Source organism: Stenotrophomonas sp. STEN008, assembly GCF_056760435.1.
Genome location: NZ_JBRRET010000004.1, coordinates 58,466 through 74,802 on the forward strand (window position 1 = coordinate 58,466; position 16,337 = coordinate 74,802).

At 65.6% G+C, this 16,337-nt stretch carries 12 protein-coding genes; 4 read left to right on the forward strand and 8 right to left on the reverse strand.

All coding sequences use genetic code 11. The annotated features are described in order from the left end of the window. Window positions 1–4: 4 nt before the first annotated feature. From dgoD to ACVOME_RS03320, 7 genes are all read right to left on the reverse strand, one after another. Window positions 5–1,153, reverse strand: a complete 1,149-nt coding sequence (gene dgoD / locus ACVOME_RS03290) for a galactonate dehydratase (protein ID WP_065182278.1) — start codon at window positions 1,151–1,153, stop codon at window positions 5–7. Next, on the reverse strand, window positions 1,150–1,785 hold the full coding sequence (locus ACVOME_RS03295) for a 2-dehydro-3-deoxy-6-phosphogalactonate aldolase (protein ID WP_065182277.1): 636 nt from the start codon (window positions 1,783–1,785) through the stop codon (window positions 1,150–1,152). The genes dgoD and ACVOME_RS03295 overlap by 4 nt, the downstream gene beginning before the upstream one ends. Window positions 1,786–1,795: 10 nt before the next feature. After that, a complete protein-coding gene (locus ACVOME_RS03300) occupies window positions 1,796–2,518 on the reverse strand; it encodes a FadR/GntR family transcriptional regulator (protein ID WP_053515824.1) in 723 nt (240 codons plus the stop codon). A 93-nt stretch (window positions 2,519–2,611) separates the two neighbouring features. Then, window positions 2,612–5,323 carry a TonB-dependent receptor gene (locus tag ACVOME_RS03305; protein ID WP_481504722.1) on the reverse strand — a complete coding sequence of 904 codons (2,712 nt, stop codon included), beginning with the start codon at window positions 5,321–5,323 and terminating at the stop codon, window positions 2,612–2,614. A 75-nt stretch (window positions 5,324–5,398) separates the two neighbouring features. Next, window positions 5,399–6,547: a cellulase family glycosylhydrolase gene (locus ACVOME_RS03310; RefSeq protein ID WP_481504723.1), complete on the reverse strand. Its 1,149-nt coding sequence runs from the start codon at window positions 6,545–6,547 to the stop codon at window positions 5,399–5,401. A gap of 116 nt (window positions 6,548–6,663) precedes the next feature. Then, window positions 6,664–7,806: an aldose epimerase family protein gene (locus ACVOME_RS03315; RefSeq protein WP_065182275.1), complete on the reverse strand. Its 1,143-nt coding sequence runs from the start codon at window positions 7,804–7,806 to the stop codon at window positions 6,664–6,666. A gap of 104 nt (window positions 7,807–7,910) precedes the next feature. Continuing rightward, window positions 7,911–8,840: a 2-dehydro-3-deoxygalactonokinase gene (locus ACVOME_RS03320; protein WP_111186940.1), complete on the reverse strand. Its 930-nt coding sequence runs from the start codon at window positions 8,838–8,840 to the stop codon at window positions 7,911–7,913. A 105-nt stretch (window positions 8,841–8,945) separates the two neighbouring features. Between ACVOME_RS03320 and ACVOME_RS03325 the strand changes: the two genes are divergently transcribed. Both ACVOME_RS03325 and ACVOME_RS03330 read left to right on the forward strand, forming a co-directional pair. Further along, window positions 8,946–9,947 (forward strand): glycoside hydrolase family 43 protein, encoded by a 1,002-nt coding sequence (locus ACVOME_RS03325; RefSeq protein ID WP_481504724.1) that lies wholly within the window; start codon window positions 8,946–8,948, stop codon window positions 9,945–9,947. Window positions 9,948–10,417: 470 nt separating this feature from the next. Continuing rightward, window positions 10,418–14,146 carry an autotransporter outer membrane beta-barrel domain-containing protein gene (locus ACVOME_RS03330; protein ID WP_481504725.1) on the forward strand — a complete coding sequence of 1,243 codons (3,729 nt, stop codon included), beginning with the start codon at window positions 10,418–10,420 and terminating at the stop codon, window positions 14,144–14,146. Window positions 14,147–14,272: 126 nt separating this feature from the next. Here ACVOME_RS03330 and ACVOME_RS03335 read toward each other — a convergent pair whose 3' ends face one another. Further along, the gene (locus ACVOME_RS03335) at window positions 14,273–15,199 is read right to left on the reverse strand and encodes a ParB N-terminal domain-containing protein (protein ID WP_481504726.1); all 927 of its coding nucleotides are present in this window, start codon (window positions 15,197–15,199) and stop codon (window positions 14,273–14,275) included. 192 nt (window positions 15,200–15,391) lie between these two features. Here ACVOME_RS03335 and ACVOME_RS03340 point away from each other — a divergent pair, with 192 nt between their 5' ends. Together ACVOME_RS03340 and ACVOME_RS03345 are read left to right on the forward strand one after the other, a co-directional pair. Next, window positions 15,392–15,553: a hypothetical protein gene (locus tag ACVOME_RS03340; protein ID WP_180875215.1), complete on the forward strand. Its 162-nt coding sequence runs from the start codon at window positions 15,392–15,394 to the stop codon at window positions 15,551–15,553. 78 nt (window positions 15,554–15,631) lie between these two features. Next, window positions 15,632–16,333 (forward strand): lasso peptide biosynthesis B2 protein, encoded by a 702-nt coding sequence (locus ACVOME_RS03345; RefSeq protein WP_277380691.1) that lies wholly within the window; start codon window positions 15,632–15,634, stop codon window positions 16,331–16,333. The last annotated feature ends 4 nt before the right edge of the window (window positions 16,334–16,337 follow it).

Here is a 16,337-nt window from a genome sequence, read left to right on the forward strand (position 1 = left end):
GCGCTCACCACTCGGCCACGCTGCCATCGGCATGGCGCCAGATGGGGTTGCGCCAGCGGTGGCCTTCGGCGGCTCGCTCGTCAACGTAGGCCTGGTTGATCTCGATGCCCAGCCCCGGGCCGTCGGGAATCCTGACGAAGCCTTCCCTGTACTCGAAGGGCGCGCGGTCCACCAGGTAGTCCAGCAGATCGTTGCTGGCGTTGTAGTGGATGCCCAGGCTCTGTTCCTGGATGAAGGCGTTGTAGCAGACCGCATCCAGCTGCAGGTTGGCCGCCAGCGCGATCGGGCCGAGCGGGCAGTGCAGAGCGATGGCGACGTCGTAGGCTTCGGCCATGGCCGCGATCTTGCGGGTTTCCGTGATGCCACCCGAGTGCGATGGATCCGGTTGCAGGATGTCCACGCCACCGGTCTGCAGTACGCGCTTGAAGTCGAAGCGGGAGTACAGGCGTTCGCCCAGCGCGATCGGCGCGGGCGAAAGGGCGGCCAGTTCCGGGATGGCTTCCAGGTGCTCGGAAAGCACCGGCTCTTCGATGAACATCAGCCCGAAGGGCGCCAGCTCGCGCATCAGCACCTTGGCCATCGGCTTGTGCACGCGGCCATGGAAGTCCACGGCCACTCCCACATCGCGGCCCACCGCATCGCGCACGGCCTGCACGTTCTCCAGTACCCGCGTGACCTTGTCATGGCTATCGACGAACTGCACTTCCTCGGTGGCGTTCATCTTCACCGCAGTGAAACCGCGTGCCACGGCGTCGCGGGCGGCACGGGCGGTGTCGGCCGGCCGATCGCCGCCGATCCATGAGTACACGCGGATGCGGTCGCGCACGGGGCCGCCCAGCAGGGCATGCACCGGCACGCCCAGTGCCTTGCCATGGATGTCCCACAGCGCCTGGTCGATGCCCGCCAGTGCGCTCATCAGGATCGGACCACCACGGTAGAAGCCGCCACGATAGAGCACGTTCCAGTGGTCTTCGATGTGCCGGGGGTCCTTGCCGACCAGATAGTCGGACAGCTCTTCCACGGCCGCCGCCACGGTGTGCGCGCGTCCTTCGACGATGGGCTCGCCCCAGCCGCAGATGCCGGCGTCCGTATCGATGCGGACGAACAGCCAGCGCGGGGGCACCAGGTAGGTCGTGATGGCAGTGATCTTCATGCGGGGGAGTCCGTGTTCGTTCTGTTCCAGGCGTCGATGAACGCACGCGCGCGGCGTGCGACGTCGTCCGCGGGGGTCTTGGGGGCATACAGGGCGGAGCCGATACCGAAGCCGGCGGCACCTGCCTGGCGGTAGGCGGCCATGCGCTCCGGGGTGATGCCGCCGACGGGCAGCAGCGGCGTGCCGGCGGGAAGCACGCTGGACCACGCCTTCAGCACCGGGGGGGGCAGTTGTTCGGCGGGAAACAGTTTCAGTGCATCCGCACCGGCCCGCAGGGCAGCGAAGGCTTCCGTAGGCGTCGCCACGCCGGGCGTGCAGACCATGCCGCTGGCGTGGGCGGCGGCGATGACCTCCACGTCCGCGTGCGGCATCACCACCAGCCGGCCACCGGCATTGTTCACGTCCTGCACCTGCGCGGTGGACAGGACGGTGCCGGCACCGATCAGGCAGCGATCGCCGAGCTGCTTTGCGAGCAGTTCGATGCTCTGCAGCGGCTGCGGCGAGTTCAGCGGGACTTCCAGGATGTGGAAGCCGGCCTCGGCCAGCGCCGCGCCGATGGCGGGCGCTTCCTGCGGGGTGAGCCCGCGCAGGATGGCAACCAAGGGGAGGGGTTGCATCCAGGCGGTGCTCATGGTGTTTCCTTCAGCGTGGGGGTTTTCTGGACAGCCGCGCGCCCTTCAGATTGGCGCGGGAGTCGGCAATCATGTCCAGCATGGCGGCGCGCGCCGCGTCCGGCTGCTTCTGCCGGATGGCGTCGTACACGTCGAAGTGGCGCGGCAGCGAGTACTTGAAGTCCTGCGCGGTCTGCGCCGAGAGCAGGAAGAAGGTGCCCAGCGCCGCGTCGATGACCGAGAACAGGGATGCCAGCAGTTCGTTGTTGGTGGCTTCCAGCACGCTCTCGTGGAACATCAGGTCGGCCTTGGCCCACGCATCCTGGTCCGGTGCATCGGCCATGGCCTGGTACGCGCTCTTGATCCTGGCCAGCTGCGCGGGCGAACGCCGCTCGGCTGCGGAAGCCGCGGCCGCCGGTTCGATCACCTCGCGCATCTCCACCAGCTTTTCCACGAAGTCCTGGGTGGGCATCAGCGCGCAGCGCCACGCCAGGATGTCGCTGTCCAGCTGCTTCCAGTGACGCGGGTCGCGCACCCGCGAACCGGTTTTCTGCCGGGTTTCGATCAGCCCTTTGGAGCCCAGCACCTTCAGGCCCTCGCGCAGGGCGGAGCGGCTGACGGACAAGGTCTGTGACAGCAGCTCTTCCCTGGGCAGGAATTCGCCCGGCTGAAGTGCGCCGCTGATGATCCGCTGCCCGATCTCCTGGGCCACTTGGTCGTAGAGGTTGCGTACCTCGATCGGTTTCACAGGCATCCCTTTGGCTTGGTGCACCGCAGGCTGCGGTCACTCCTATTATCCGACAAAAGGATGGGTGAGGGGTGTGAGGCATGTGGGGGAGCGTCCTCATCAGAGCTTGAACCGGAAGCCCATGCCCAGGGTCTTGTCCTGGTAACGGATGTCGCGCGGCCGCGTGTTGCCGCTGCCCCAGTACTGGTGCAGGTTGTTGCCCAGCAGGTTGGTGGCCGAGAACACCACCGTGGCGCGCGGGGTCACGTCGTAGCTGATCGAGAAGTCCAGCGAGCTGGCCGGCTCGACCTGGTCCTCCGTTCCGGCGACCGTGGGCTGGGTGAAGAAATCGATGTACCGGCTGCGGTAGCCGTAGGCCAGGCGCGCACTCAGGCCGAAGTTCTCGTAGAACAGCACGGCGTTGTAGTTGTTCTTCGAGACGTTCTGCAGCGGCCGCGAGATCACGGGTCCGCCAAGGAACTCCGGAGACTTGGTATCGCCTTCGATGTAGGTGTAGTTGAACTGCGCACCCAGGCCGCTCCAGGCGCCGGGCAGGAAGTCGAAGGTCTGCTGGTAGGCCAGCTCGACACCCTGCAGATGGCCGCTGCCGGCGCTCTGCGGGGATGACAGCTCGTAGTCCTCCCCGGCGATGACCACATTGGTGATGTAGTTCTGGATGTAGCCATCGATGTCACGATAGAACACGCCCGCACTGACGTAGCCCACCGGGGAGAAGTACCACTCCAGTGACATGTCGTAGTTGGTCGACTTGATCGGGCTCAGGTCGGGGTTGCCACTGCTGGCCACGCCCGCCCGGTTGACGGTGCCGGGGTTCAGCGAGATCGACGGGTTCAAGGCACCGAAGTCCGGATAGCTCAGTGTCTTGGCCGCCAGCACGCGCAGCTGCCAGGCATCGTTGAAGTGCAGGTTCAGGCTCGCGTTGGGCAGGGCATTGGTGTCCTGCGTGCTGCGGGTGATGGCACTGTAGACACCCGTGCCCGCGTCGAACGAGAAGGCGTTGAGTTCACGCTTGATCTTCTCCGCACGCACGCCTACCAGGCCATCCACGCGCAGGCCGCCCAGATCGAAGTCGTACTTCGCCTGCAGGTAGCCGGCGCTCTTGCGTTCTTCGATATCGAAGAAGCGGCCGGGATTCTCCGCCGCCAGTCCGTCCGGCAGACCGTAGTAACGGCGCAGCGCGTCGGCGTTGTCGATCAGGTAGTCGTAGCAGGGCGTCAGGAACGACTGGCTCAGTGCGGAGTTGCCGCGCTTGCTGCAGAAGAAGCTGCTGGCCGGGAACAGCCCCACCACCTGGTTGCCCGGGTTAGGCGAGGCGGTGATGTTGCCCGTACCGGCACCGCCTGGCGGCGGCGTGCTGATTTCCACGCTGCCCTTGGCGCTGGCGGTACGGTCGGCATAGCGCAGGCCGAACTGGAGGTTGGCGATCGGGCCGTCGAGGAACTCGAACGTTCCGTCGCCGCGCCAGCTGTTTTCCTCGCCGCGCGACTCGCCCCAGGTCTGGAACAGGCCATTGAGGTAGAAGCGCGACGGATCCATGGCCGGGTTGCCGGCCAGGTGCCAGTTCTGGTGCTTGCCCGAGGTGCCGTCCCATACGGTGGTGATCGGCCCGGCCAGGAAGGTGTCGATGATGAAGTTCTCATCGCGGTAGTAGCCGGACGTACGGGCCACTTCGGTGGACAGCCGCAGCTGGTCGCCGCGCCACTTGAAGCCCAGCGCGTTCTGGATGTCCTGGCCGCGCTGCTTGTGCGCCTGGGTGCTGCTGGCGGCATAGCTGTCGCCGGTCCATGTACCTGCGGTGGCGTCGCAGATGGTCTGGCCGGAGAGCGGCCCGTCCAGGCGGTTGGCATAGCAGTTGTCGCCGACCTGCAGCCCCGTCGGCGGCACCACCCCGACCGGGAAACTGAACAGGAACGCCTGGTCATAATCGTCTCGCACGAAATCATAGAGGCCCTCGACATAGACCTCGGTGCGTTCGCTGGGTTTCCACTGCAGGGCATAGTTGAACGCACTGCGCTTGCGGTCGCCATGGTTGTAGTTGGTGCCCCAGCCATTGGGGGCGGCGATCAGGTTGCCGTCATCGGTACGTGCCGGCGTGCCATCCGGATTCTCCAGCACCTTCGGGAAGTCACCCCACACCGCATCGTACGCATAGCGCTTGCCGACATAGCCGAAGTTGACCATGGCGCCGATTTCGCCGGCATCGGTGTCCCAGCGGTTGCTCAGCAGCAGGCTGGCGGAGGGATCGATGTCGCCACCGTACTTGCTGTGCGTACCGGTCACGGTGCCGGCGATCTCCGCACCGTCGAAATCCAGCGGGCGGCGCAGCTGGATGTCCACCAGGCCCGCGATGCCGCCCAGTGGCAGGCTCGCCTCGCTGCTCTTGTAGACGTTCAGGCTCTTGATGGCGGTGGCCGGCAGGTTCTGGAAGGCGTAGCCGCGGCCGGAGCTGCTGAAGATCTCACGGCCGTTGAGGGTGCTGATCACGTTCGGCAGGCCGCGGATCACCACCCCGGTGGTCTCGCCCTGGTTGCCTTGAGCCACCTGCACGCCGGTAACGCGCTGCAGGGCGTCGGCCACGCTGTTGTCGGGCAGCTTGCCGATGTCTTCGGCAACGATCGAATCAACGACCATCTCCGCCTCCTGCTTGATCGACTGGGCGGTCTGCAGGCTTTGGCGCAGCGCGGTCACGGTGACCGTGTCCAGGTTGACGGCCTCCTGCGGGCCGGCCTCCTGCGCCTGCACCAGAGAGGGCAGGGCGAGGGCCGAAAGGATGGCCAGGGAAAGCACGGTGCGGGAAGAACGAGCGGTCATGGCGGTATCTCCGGATTCCGGAAAGCAGTCGCGGTTGAGTGGCACGCCTTCATGCGAAGGCGGGCGCCAGTAGGGTCAGAAAGCGGGAACGGAGGTGCGCGGGGTCTTGGCCAGCCTGCGGAACAGCTCGGCTTCGCGTGCCCGGTAGGGCGTGCCGTCGGCCTTCAGCAGATCGTGGAACCACACGGTGGGGGCTTCCATCGTGTAGGGGCGCTGCCAGCTGTCCCAGGGGAAGCGGGTCTGGATCGCGCCGTCCACGAACCCCCAGTTGATCATGCCGATGTTCTCGCGGCGGGCGATCGGAAGGATCGTGTCCACGTTCGAGCCTGCGCCGCGTGCCAGCCATTCGGTGCAGATCAGCGGGCGGCCGTACCTGCGCAGCTGTGCAATGCGGGCAACGAATGCCTCCGGCTGCTCGTAGTTGTGGAATGTGATCACATCCGACTGCTCCAGCTGCGTGCGCTGGATCGCGGTGAGCGATGCGGCGCCCGGCGACCAGTCATCGCCGATCCACACGCCGCTGGTGAGCGGCTGCACCGGCTTCTTCGCGCGTGCCCAGTCGAAGATCTTCGGCAGCAGTTCGGCGATGCGTTCCTGCTCGCCCGGCAGCTGCTTGTCCATGTAGTTGCCACCCCCGGGGTTGTCCGGCTCGTTCCACAGGTCCCAGGCCAGCACGCGCGTGTCATTGGCGAAGTGACCGATCACGCCCTCCACATAGGCCTGGAAGTGCGCGTCATTGGCGCGGTCCACCAGCATGTGGCGGCTCGGGCTCTGCACCCAGCCGGAGTTGTGCACGCCGGGAATCGGACGGCGCTGCGGGCCGAGCACCGGATCCGGGTCCCAGCAGCTGTCGAACAGCACGAGCATCGGGCGGATGCCGTTCTTCTCGGCGATGGACAGGAAGGTGTCGATGCGCTTCAGCAGGCCCTGCGGGTCCTGCTGCCACAGCAGGTCATGCAGGTAGACGCGCATGGTGTTCATGCCGAACTGCTCGCGCGCCCAGCGGAGTTCGCGGTCGATGGCTGCCGGATCGAAGGTCTCGGCCTGGAACATCTCCAGCTGGTTGATGGCGTTGGAGGTGGTGTAGTTCGCGCCCACCAGCCACTGCTGTCTGGAATACCACGCGTCGGCTTCGGCCGGGGTCCAGCGTGCGGCGTCGGTCGCATGCGCCATCGGTGCGACGGCGAACAGCGTTGCCAGCAAAGGGGTAAGCCACTTTCGCATGAGATGCATCTCCTTGGTTCATGAGCTGCCCGTCCTGGCGTGAGCCAGGAGGCGGGCGGTGCGTACTGCGTCGGATTGCCGGTGCCGTGGGCGACCGGCGTGCCAGCTGCGCGGGATCAGCGGGCGGGCGGTGTGCGGTCGGTCGAGAAGTCGTAGACGATGCGGTTCACATAGGTCTCGCCCGGGGCCAGCCGCGCCGAGCCGAACGACGGCTGGTTCGGTGTGTCCGGGAACAGCTGCGGTTCCAGCGCGATGGCATCGCCCTGGCGATAGACACGGCCACTCTTGCCCACGGTGCTGCCGTCGAGGAAGTTGCCCGAATAGAACTGCAGGCCAGGCTGCGTGGACAGCACGGTCATGACCCGGCCCGAGCGCGGGTCGTGCACGCGGGCGACTTCGCGCGGCTCGCGCGTGGGCGATCTGCTGATGACCCAGTTGTGGTCGTAGCCGCGACCATGCAGCAGCTGCGGCTCATTGCCCTGGCGCAGGTCGCGCCCGATCGGCTTGGCCGTGCGGAAGTCGAAGGCGGTGCCTTGCACCGGCTGCAGCACGCCCGTGGGAATCAGGCTCGCATCCACCGGCGTATAGGCGCTGGCCGGAATGGTCAATTCGTGATCCATCGCCGAGCCGGAACCCTCGCCGGACAGATTCCAGTATGCGTGGTTGCTGAGGTTGACGATGGTCGGTGCATCGGTCGTGGCGCGGTACTCCACCTCCAGCCGGCCATTGCCCTTCAATGCGTAGGTTGCCGTGACCGTGAGCGTGCCCGGATAACCCTGGTCGCCGTCAGGGCTGACATGCTGCAGGGTGGCGTGATCGGCGGCGGCGTCGACGATCTTCCACACCACCTTGTCGAAGCCGCGGGTGCCGCCGTGCAGGCTGTTCGGCCCATTGTTGACCGGTACCTGATAGGTCCTGCCATCCAGGGTGAAGCGACCCTTGGCGATGCGGTTGGCGAAGCGGCCGACGATCGTGCCGAAGTACTGCGGATTGTCGAGCGTCGCCTTGAGCGTCGCGTCGCCAAGCAGTACATCCGCGTATGCGCCATCACGGTCCGGCACTTCCAGTGAATGCAGTGCAGCGCCCAGCGTCAGTACCGTGGCCTGCATGCCGGTGCCGTCACGCAGCAGGATCGACTCCACCACGGTGCCATCGGCTGTCCGGCCTACCACAGCGCGTTCCTGTGCCTGACCTGCGCCCACTGCAGACAGTGCCAGTACGCCGATCAGCCCTGCCGTCTTCCCCTTGCCAGCACGCATTGCTCAAGACCCCTCTCGATGTCGTGATGCGTACAAAAACATATAATCAGACAATACGCACGTTGCGACGCAGCACGTGATCGGACCGCCGCGTTCGGCTGGGGTCAACGCGCAGTCGCGGTCATCGCGTGCAGTGCGGAGAAGCCGCGCACCACGGCGTCGGCGGACGCCACCGCGTGCGTGGCGATGCCGATTTCCGACAGCGCCGCCTGGTACAGCCGGGTGACCGGTCCGGAGCCCACCAGTGGCACCGACGCCGACCTCAGCCCGGGGAACAGCGCCAATGCGTCTGCAATCTCCGCACCGGCCAGCAGTCCGCGCAGGTAAGCGCTGGTCGCCGTGCGCGGCAGGGTGCCGCGGATCATCCGTGCCCGCACGCCGAAGAGCAGCGCACCCAGGCCCAGTCGGCGGTCGGCGCCTGCATGCACACCCTCGGCGAAGGCCGGTCCTGGCTCACCCGGTCCGTCCAGCACCGAGGCAAGCAGGCCGCCACTGGCCAGTCGATCGAACAGTTCGCCGGACATCGAGGTCATGAAGCTCTGCACCTGGCCGTCGATCAGCTGGATCCACTTGGTATGCGTACCCGGCAGCGCCACGATGGCATCGGGGCCGACATCGCCGCCGCGCAGCAGCCCCAGCAGCTCGGTCTCCTCGCCGCGGAGCACGTCCGGCATGCCATCCACGGGGCGCACGCAGGCCATGCCGGGCACGATGCTCACGGAGAGCCCGCCGATCCGGGTCGGCACCAACTGCTGCGCGATCGAGGCAACACCTGCAGGGCACTCCACGTAGCCGGCATCGATCCAGCCGACATTCGACCCGATCATGCCGGCCGCATAGGCGTGGCGTGCAGCCGGCCAGCGTGCGCGGATCGTGTTGGCGGCCACCACCATGTCGTCACGGTCCAGCGTGGCCACGCCCGCGGGCATTTCATGGGCATCAAGCCGCTCACCGTTGGGTCCGATCAGATAGGCGCGCAGATTGCTGCTGCCCCAGTTGATGCCGATGATGCTGTCGGGGTGGTCCTGCTGCATGGTGGTTCCTTGGCGGCGATGGTGTTGCCTATTGTCTGATTATATGGTTTGGTTGCCGCTCGCTGGCAAGCCTGCCGGCGCAGTTCCAGTCGGGAGGGGAACGCAATGAACGGCACGCTTTCCATGGCGCTTGCAGCGCTGCTTCAGGTATCGACGAACGCGTCCGCCGCAACGCCGGCGGTGGACAATCCGCTGCTGGACTCCGGGCCGGACCCGTGGATCACCCGCGATGGGGACGTGTTCTATTACATGGGCACGCACGGTGATCGCCTCGCCATCCGCGCCACCCGCGACCTTGCGCACCTGGCTGACGCGCGCGAAGTCACGGTGTGGCGTCCGCCGGCAACGGGGGCGAATGCCAAGTCGATCTGGGCGCCGGAACTGCATCGCATTGATGAGCGCTGGTACATCTACTACACGGCGGCAGCGGGCGATGCACCCGAAGGCCAGGAAGACGCCCATCGGGGGGTGTTCGTGCTGGAGAACAGCAATGCCGATCCGACCCGGGGTACATGGACCGATCGCGGACGGCTGGCCACGGCACACCCCGGCATCGACGGCACCACTTTCGTAACCGGCGGCAAGCGCTACTTCGTGTATTCACCCTACGTGGGACCGGACAGCGTGCTGGCCATCGTGGCCATGGCCAACCCCTGGACCCTGCGGGGCAGCGAAACCATCATTGCGCGGCCCGACCAGGCGTGGGAGCGACAGGGCGGGCGGCAGATCCTGGAGGGGCCGGAGTTCCTGCAGGGCCCACGCGGCGATCTGTTCCTGACCTATTCGGGCAGTGCGTGCTGGTCGGATGACTACGCGATTGGACTGCTGCACGCCAAGGCGGGCGCCGATCCGCTGGATGCGAGCGCGTGGCACAAGGCGAAGCAGCCGATCCTTGCCAAGCATCCTGCTGGCAACGTGTACGCGCCGGGGCACAACGGTTTCTTCCAGATGGCCGACGGCGCGTCGTGGATCATCTACCACGCCAACCCGGGGCCGGACATGGGCTGCACCGCCAGGCGCTCGCCGCGCATCCAGCCGGTGCATTGGAGCCAGGACGGCATGCCGCTGCTGGATGCGCCGTACGGGCGCGGTGTGCGGGTGGACTAGAGGGGGCCGGTGGCGGCACACGCGTCCGGGACACCGGGTACGGAGATGGATTGCGATCCGCTTCGTATCATAAATGCGATGAGTGTCACGGTTGTGCCTATCAAGGTTGATCTATACAGGCGCAAGTCCCGTGCAAGGAGCTCCCTCCATGCAGGGACTGAAACCGCAACTTTCTCTATTCAAGCGATTGACGGGGTCTGAGAGCATCCCGGCGGCCTGATGCGCTGCCGCGCAGTGCACCAGGCATCTCTGTAGCCGCACTACGCTTTGTGCTCGCCCGATTGGATACGCCGTTCATTGACCTTCAGATGTGACGCTTCGCACTCCAGGAGCAGCACCATGCTCACGGTACGCAGGGGGCATTGCAGGACAGAGCGTTCGTGAGATCAGGGCACGGATCCCCGGGCATGTCTGGCCGGGGCCGTCGCCGACGCGCAGTTCTCGGCTACTTCGTCAAAAGGAAAACTTGAATGAAGACCAAGAAGATCATGATCATGCCGGGCATGCGTGGGCAGGTAGTGCCACTCCGCCGCCTCGCCCCGCTCGCAATCGCCACATCATTGTTCCTGAGCCAGATCGGCGGTGCGCTCGCTGCCGACGAGTGTGGAACCGGCACGATCATCGTCTGTGACGATAGCGGCAACCCCTACACGGGTGGCGTCATCTATACCGGCAGCGACGTCCATCTGACGCTGGCATCCGGCGCAGTGGTGGACACCACAGGAAGCGCGCCGACCAACAGCGCCACCACTACGGCGGGCTTTGCCACGGGCACCGCCAATGGTGCAGCGGCGGTCGCGGGCAACCTGGGGGTTACCATCGAGGACGGCGCGCGCATCGTGGTGGGCAACTCCGCGTTGAACACCGGCCAGATGGGCGTGCTGATGCGCGACCAGGGAGCCGGCAGCAACGCCACCCTCGTCAACGATGGCGAGATCGACATCAGCGGCCTGGGCAGCGAAGCCATGTACGTCGATGTCGGCGGCGCCATCGATATCATCGCCCGCGGCACTGTCAGCACCGAGAGTCAAGGCGGTCGCGGCATCAAGGCCGTTGCCAACGCAGGTGGCACCGGCGACATGACGATCAACCACAGTGGAACGATCGCAGGTGCCAGTACGGCTGGTGGCGGCATCAATGCTCAGATGAACCGGACCGGTAATATCAGCATTGTCCAGACCGGCACCATTGATGTGCGGCAGACAGCCATCTCGGTCGGTTCCGATGGCTCAGGCGCTGCAACTTACGAAATCGACAATCGCAGCGCCATCATCGGCGACGTCACCGGCATCTACGTCAATGGCGGCCGTAAGGCCACGGTCACCAACAGCGGTGATGTGACGTCGGTAGGAAGCACATCGGGTGGCTCGGCGATCGCGGTTCACGGCAAGGGCACGCTCATCGACGTGGATCTCACCAACACCGCCAATGTGACCGGCTCGGATATGGGCCTGTCGCTGTTGGCAGCCAATGCCGTCGTTGACAACAGCGGAACGCTGATGGGTAGCACCATCGGCATCAGGACGAACGGTCTGGGTACGCTTGCCGCCGGCACACTGACCCTGACCAACAGCGGCCTGATCGAGGGCGGCCAGGGCGTGCGGGTTAGCGGGAGCGGGAACAGCCTCCATAACACCGGCACCATCCGTGGCACGGGCGGCACCGCCATCAGCATCGGCGGTGACGACGCGCTGTTGACGCTGGACACCGGCTCCCTTCTGGACGGCGACGTACAGAGCACCGGTGCCAACAGTCGCCTCATCCTGGCAGGAAGCGGCAGCGAGGACGCCAATGTGGCTGGGTTCGCGTCGCTGGCCATGAACGGCATCGATTGGCGCCTGTCGGGTTCCTCCAGCTTCAGCGACACCGTATCCGTGAACAGCGGTGCTCTGCATCTGGACGGCGCCAGCCTGGTCACGCCGACGCTGATCGCCAGCAGCGGTACGACGTTCGGTGGCTACGGCACCGTTTCCGGCGCAGTGACGATCGCAGATGGCGCGACGCTTTACGGCCAACAGGGAAATGCACTGGCGATGGACTCGCTGCAGCTGTCGGGCGGCAGCATCGTGCAGACCGCGCTTGGCATGCCAGGCTCAGCGGCGTTGTTCAATGTCAATGGCAACCTGATCCTGGATGGCCGCCTGGAAGTGAGTGATCTGGGAGGATTCGGGCCGGGCGTCTACCGCCTGTTCGACTACGGCGGTGCATTGACCGACAACGGCCTGGATATCACCAGCGCGCCGGCGGGCACGGATCCGGCGGATCTGGCCATCCAGACGGCCATCGCCAACCAGGTCAACCTGGTCAACAGCACGGGCGTCTCGGTGCAGTTCTGGGACGGCCCGAATGAAACCGCTGACGGCACCATCAACGGTGGCAGTGGCACCTGGGATGCTGACAATCGTCAGTGGACCAAGGCGAACGGATCGGCCAATGACCAGTGGGGCGGTCAGTTCGCCATTTTCCAGGGCGATGCGGGAACGGTTCTGGTCGATGACAGCCATGGTGGCATCACGGCGACAGGCATGCAGTTCGCTGTCGATGGCTATCGCATCGAGGGCGCCGCGCTGGGCCTGAGTGCGACCGAATCCGTCATCCGCGTGGGTGATGGCACGGCCGACGGCGCATCGATCACCGCCACCATCGCATCGCAGCTGGAAGGGACCGGCACGTTGCTCAAGACCGATCTGGGGCGTTTGATCCTGACCGCAGACTCGTCCGCCTTCGCAGGTGGTGCGAGTGTTCACGGCGGCACCCTGCGTCTGGACGGCGCATTGGGCGGAAACATCACGGTCGAATCCGGCAGTCGCCTCGAGGGCACAGGCACGGCGGGGGGGGTGACGCTCACTGCGGGCGGTGTGCTGGCGCCGGGCGGCGACGCCGGCACACTCGGCACTTTCACCATTGATGGCGACTTCGTCGGTGCAGGTGGCACCGTGCAGATGGATGCGATGCTGGGCGGGGACGACTCCAGCAGCGACCGTCTGCATATCAAGGGCAGTACGTCCGGCGACGCGGACCTGGTGATCAACAATGTCGGCGGTGCAGGGGCGCAGACGACCGACGGCATCCGTATCGTCCAGGTGGACGGCGCCTCCAGTGGCCAGTTCCATCTGCGCGGGCGCGCAGTTGCCGGCCAGTACGAGTACTTCGTGTTCCAGGGCGGGAAGGCCGACCCGAACGACGGTGACTGGTATCTGCGCTCCGAGTACCTCGATCCGGCCGACCCCTGCCTGACCGATCCCACCGCACCGGAATGCCCGACCGAACCCGTGCTGCGTCCAGAGCCGGGCGTGTACCTGGCCAATCAGAGCTCGGCGGCCTCGCTGTTCCAGCATTCGATGCACGACCGGATTGGCGAGCCCGCATTCGATGATGCAGACCGGACCGTCTGGGTACGTACGTCGCGCAGCCAGGCCGATTTCGGTGCGCTTGCCCGGCAGCTGGACGTGGACAGCAATCGTTCACTGCTCCAGGCCGGAGCAGATGCATGGGTTGCCGGCGATGGCAGGCTTCGTGTGGGCGGCATGCTCGGCGCTGGGCGGGTGACAAACACAGCCACATCCACGCTTACCGGCTACTCCGCCAAGGGCCGGGTGGAAGGCTACTCGGCCGGCGTCTATGCGACGTGGCTGCAGCACCCGGGACGGAGCGATGGTTGGTATGTGGATGGCAGCCTTCAGTACGGCAAATTCAACAATACCGTTGAAGGGACTGCGTTGGCCAAGGAGCGCTACGACGCCCGCAGCTGGTCCGGTTCGATCGAGGCCGGCCGTGCGTTCCTGATTCTGGATACCGGTGATTCGCAGGTCTTCGTCCAGCCGCAGATGCAGATCGGCTACAGTCATTACGACGCGGACTCGCTGGTCGAACGCAACGGGACCGTAGTCCGCAGTGACGCCGACAACGGAATCCACACCCGTGTCGGTGCGCGCCTTTACGGCCACGCCACAAGTGGAGCAACCCGGGTTCAGCCGTATCTGGCGCTGAACTGGCTGCGTGGCCGCGATGACAACGGTGTGGTATTCGATGGTGAGCGCCTGCGCAGTGATGAGCCGAAGGATCGCTACGAGGTCAAAGCCGGCGCACAGGCCAGGCTTGGCAGCGGCTGGTCGGGGTGGGGCGAGTGGGGTGCCCGCCGCGGCCAGCACGGCTATCGGGAAATCATGGGGCAGCTGGGTGTGAAGTACGCCTGGTGACGACCAGACGGCTGATCCAGAGGTAAAGCTGGAGGCGGGAGGTGCCGGAACGATCCGGCGCCTTCCTTCCAGGCCGCAGCAATGGCTGGGCCGGCATCAACCTTCGGCGCTGGGTTGACGCACGCGCTACACCGCCGGCACCGTGATCCTCTGCAGGTCCAGCGTGGCCCGCAGCGCATAGTTCTTGCGGATCACCGGCACGATGCGGGTCAGGCGTGGATCGAAGTAGTCCCTGAACAACGGCGGCCGTGCCGAGCCCAGATAGAACGCACGGTCCTGCTTGACTGCTGCCGGCAACAGCACGTCACTGAAGTCGCTGTCGGAGGCGTCAGTCACCAGGCACGGTACATGGCGGAGCCCAAGCTGGCGCAGCAGGTACAGGCGATGGGAGCCATTGGTCAGGATCAGGCGGTTGCCGATCCGGGTGGCACTGACGAGGTTGTCGCTGAAGCCCAGATAGATGACCAGCGCGTGGCTGGCTGCACCGAAGGGTTCGTAGCCGGCGATGGCGGACGGGTCGATCGTCGCCACGTCCAGAAAGCGCAGGTCGTTGGAGCTGGACGCAAAGGTGTAGCTGCCTTCGGACCGGGACGCGCGGACCGGCGGGTGAGCGTGCCGCCCGTTGCGTGCAACCAGCTCCATGATGTCCTGTGCCGTGGGGGAGGCGGGGAAGGCCGCGGCAAGCTCGCCGACATGGCGCAGGTTGATGCTCTCCTGGAAGACCACCAGCCGGTCGATCTCGACCATCTGCCATGCGCGCGGCACGTTGTTCGTCATGCGGTGCATCGACGGTTGGCGTGGCGCGTGGTCGGCCAGCGCCGCCATCTCCGCAGGAAGTGCATGCACCTCGACCGCGTCGGCGTCGTTGGCCTCTTCCTTCAGCTGGCGCAGCGCGTCGGCGCGGGCGCTCTTCCATTCCTCCACCAGCATCGCCTCATCGAAGCATCCGGGCGGGCATCGCTCCCTGATGAAGCGGATGAACCTCGGCAGCGGGAACGGTCCTTTGAGCAGAAGGGTGGGCTCAAGGCCATCGTCACTGATCGGGTCGCTCATCCATTTCCCCTTCGAGAACGCGTGTCGACGTTGCCGGACAGCGACAGTCGTCACACTGAAATAATATGTTATATCGTAACATTTGCATGCCTTGACGGCAATCGCTCTGCAACACGCGCAGCGATGGTGGCTTGGCTGCTCCGTATCCGTGGCACGACGCCCGGATACATCCACTGACAAGAGGAGATGTTCATGAACGAGCTGATTGAGCTGGGTGTAGTGGCAGGACAGCAGAACCCTGAAGACCAGGGTGTGGGCGGTGATCTGATCGAGCTGGGCTCGGTGGTTTCGGAAACCAAGGCACACAACCACGGCACCTTGTGGGATGGCGTGTTCCCGACCACCTCGCCCTGATCCACTGCGGCATGCATGACCTGCGGTGCATGCCCTGCGCATGCACCGCTTCTCCGCCTGGACTGAAGAGATCACGTAATGGAACAGCCTGCGGCGCGCTATTTCCTGTCGAAGCAGGCCCATGTCTGTGTCACCGGCGATGCAATGGTGATCCTGGACCAGGCGACGGGAAAATACCTGTCGCTCGACCGCCATCGTGCTGCCAGCCTGGGCGGGCTGGTGCTGGGTTGGCCGTTGCCGGCAGACGGCCGGCGGATGCCGGATCTGTTGCAGTCGCTGCTGCAACGCGGGCTGATCACCGACGATCCGCAGCGAGGCAAAGCCGCGACCAGTGCTTCGATCGCGCTGCCGCGCCACTGGATACGCGACGGTGAACCTCGCGGTTGTCCGCGCATCACCGCACGTGACGTCCGCAGATTCATGGCTGCGTGCATGCGTGCCGGATGCAGCAGGACGTTCCTTCCTTTCAGCCAAACAGTGTCCTCGGCGCGCAGGCGTGCGCAGGGATCACAGCGCACGGACGTAGGCGTGCAGGAGCTGGCCCTGCGCGTCCGGGTGTTCGACTGGCTGCGGCCGTTGGCCTTCAGGAAGACGGACGAGTGCTTTCTCTACTGCCTGGCGATGCGCGAATTCCTGTCCAGGCATGGAATCGTCGCGGACTGGGTGTTCGCGGTCAGGACCCAGCCCTTCGCGGCGCACTGCTGGCTGCAGCACGGCGATCAGGTCCTGACCGATATCCCCTTCAACCTGCGCCGGATGGTTCCCATCCTGGTGCTGTAGAGGC

What these genes read in the sequence shown, in the direction of transcription:
- ACVOME_RS03315 (WP_065182275.1), bottom strand. Translation starts at nt 7,806, where the DNA reads ATGCGTGCTGGCAAGGGGAAGACGGCAGGGCTGATCGGCGTACTGGCA.
- ACVOME_RS03310 (WP_481504723.1), bottom strand. Translation starts at nt 6,547, where the DNA reads ATGCGAAAGTGGCTTACCCCTTTGCTGGCAACGCTGTTCGCCGTCGCA.
- ACVOME_RS03305 (WP_481504722.1), bottom strand. Translation starts at nt 5,323, where the DNA reads ATGACCGCTCGTTCTTCCCGCACCGTGCTTTCCCTGGCCATCCTTTCG.
- ACVOME_RS03295 (WP_065182277.1), bottom strand. Translation starts at nt 1,785, where the DNA reads ATGAGCACCGCCTGGATGCAACCCCTCCCCTTGGTTGCCATCCTGCGC.
- dgoD (WP_065182278.1), bottom strand. Translation starts at nt 1,153, where the DNA reads ATGAAGATCACTGCCATCACGACCTACCTGGTGCCCCCGCGCTGGCTG.
- ACVOME_RS03345 (WP_277380691.1), top strand. Translation starts at nt 15,632, where the DNA reads ATGGAACAGCCTGCGGCGCGCTATTTCCTGTCGAAGCAGGCCCATGTC.
- ACVOME_RS03320 (WP_111186940.1), bottom strand. Translation starts at nt 8,840, where the DNA reads ATGCAGCAGGACCACCCCGACAGCATCATCGGCATCAACTGGGGCAGC.
- ACVOME_RS03335 (WP_481504726.1), bottom strand. Translation starts at nt 15,199, where the DNA reads ATGAGCGACCCGATCAGTGACGATGGCCTTGAGCCCACCCTTCTGCTC.
- ACVOME_RS03325 (WP_481504724.1), top strand. Translation starts at nt 8,946, where the DNA reads ATGAACGGCACGCTTTCCATGGCGCTTGCAGCGCTGCTTCAGGTATCG.
- ACVOME_RS03300 (WP_053515824.1), bottom strand. Translation starts at nt 2,518, where the DNA reads ATGCCTGTGAAACCGATCGAGGTACGCAACCTCTACGACCAAGTGGCC.
- ACVOME_RS03340 (WP_180875215.1), top strand. Translation starts at nt 15,392, where the DNA reads ATGAACGAGCTGATTGAGCTGGGTGTAGTGGCAGGACAGCAGAACCCT.
- ACVOME_RS03330 (WP_481504725.1), top strand. Translation starts at nt 10,418, where the DNA reads ATGAAGACCAAGAAGATCATGATCATGCCGGGCATGCGTGGGCAGGTA.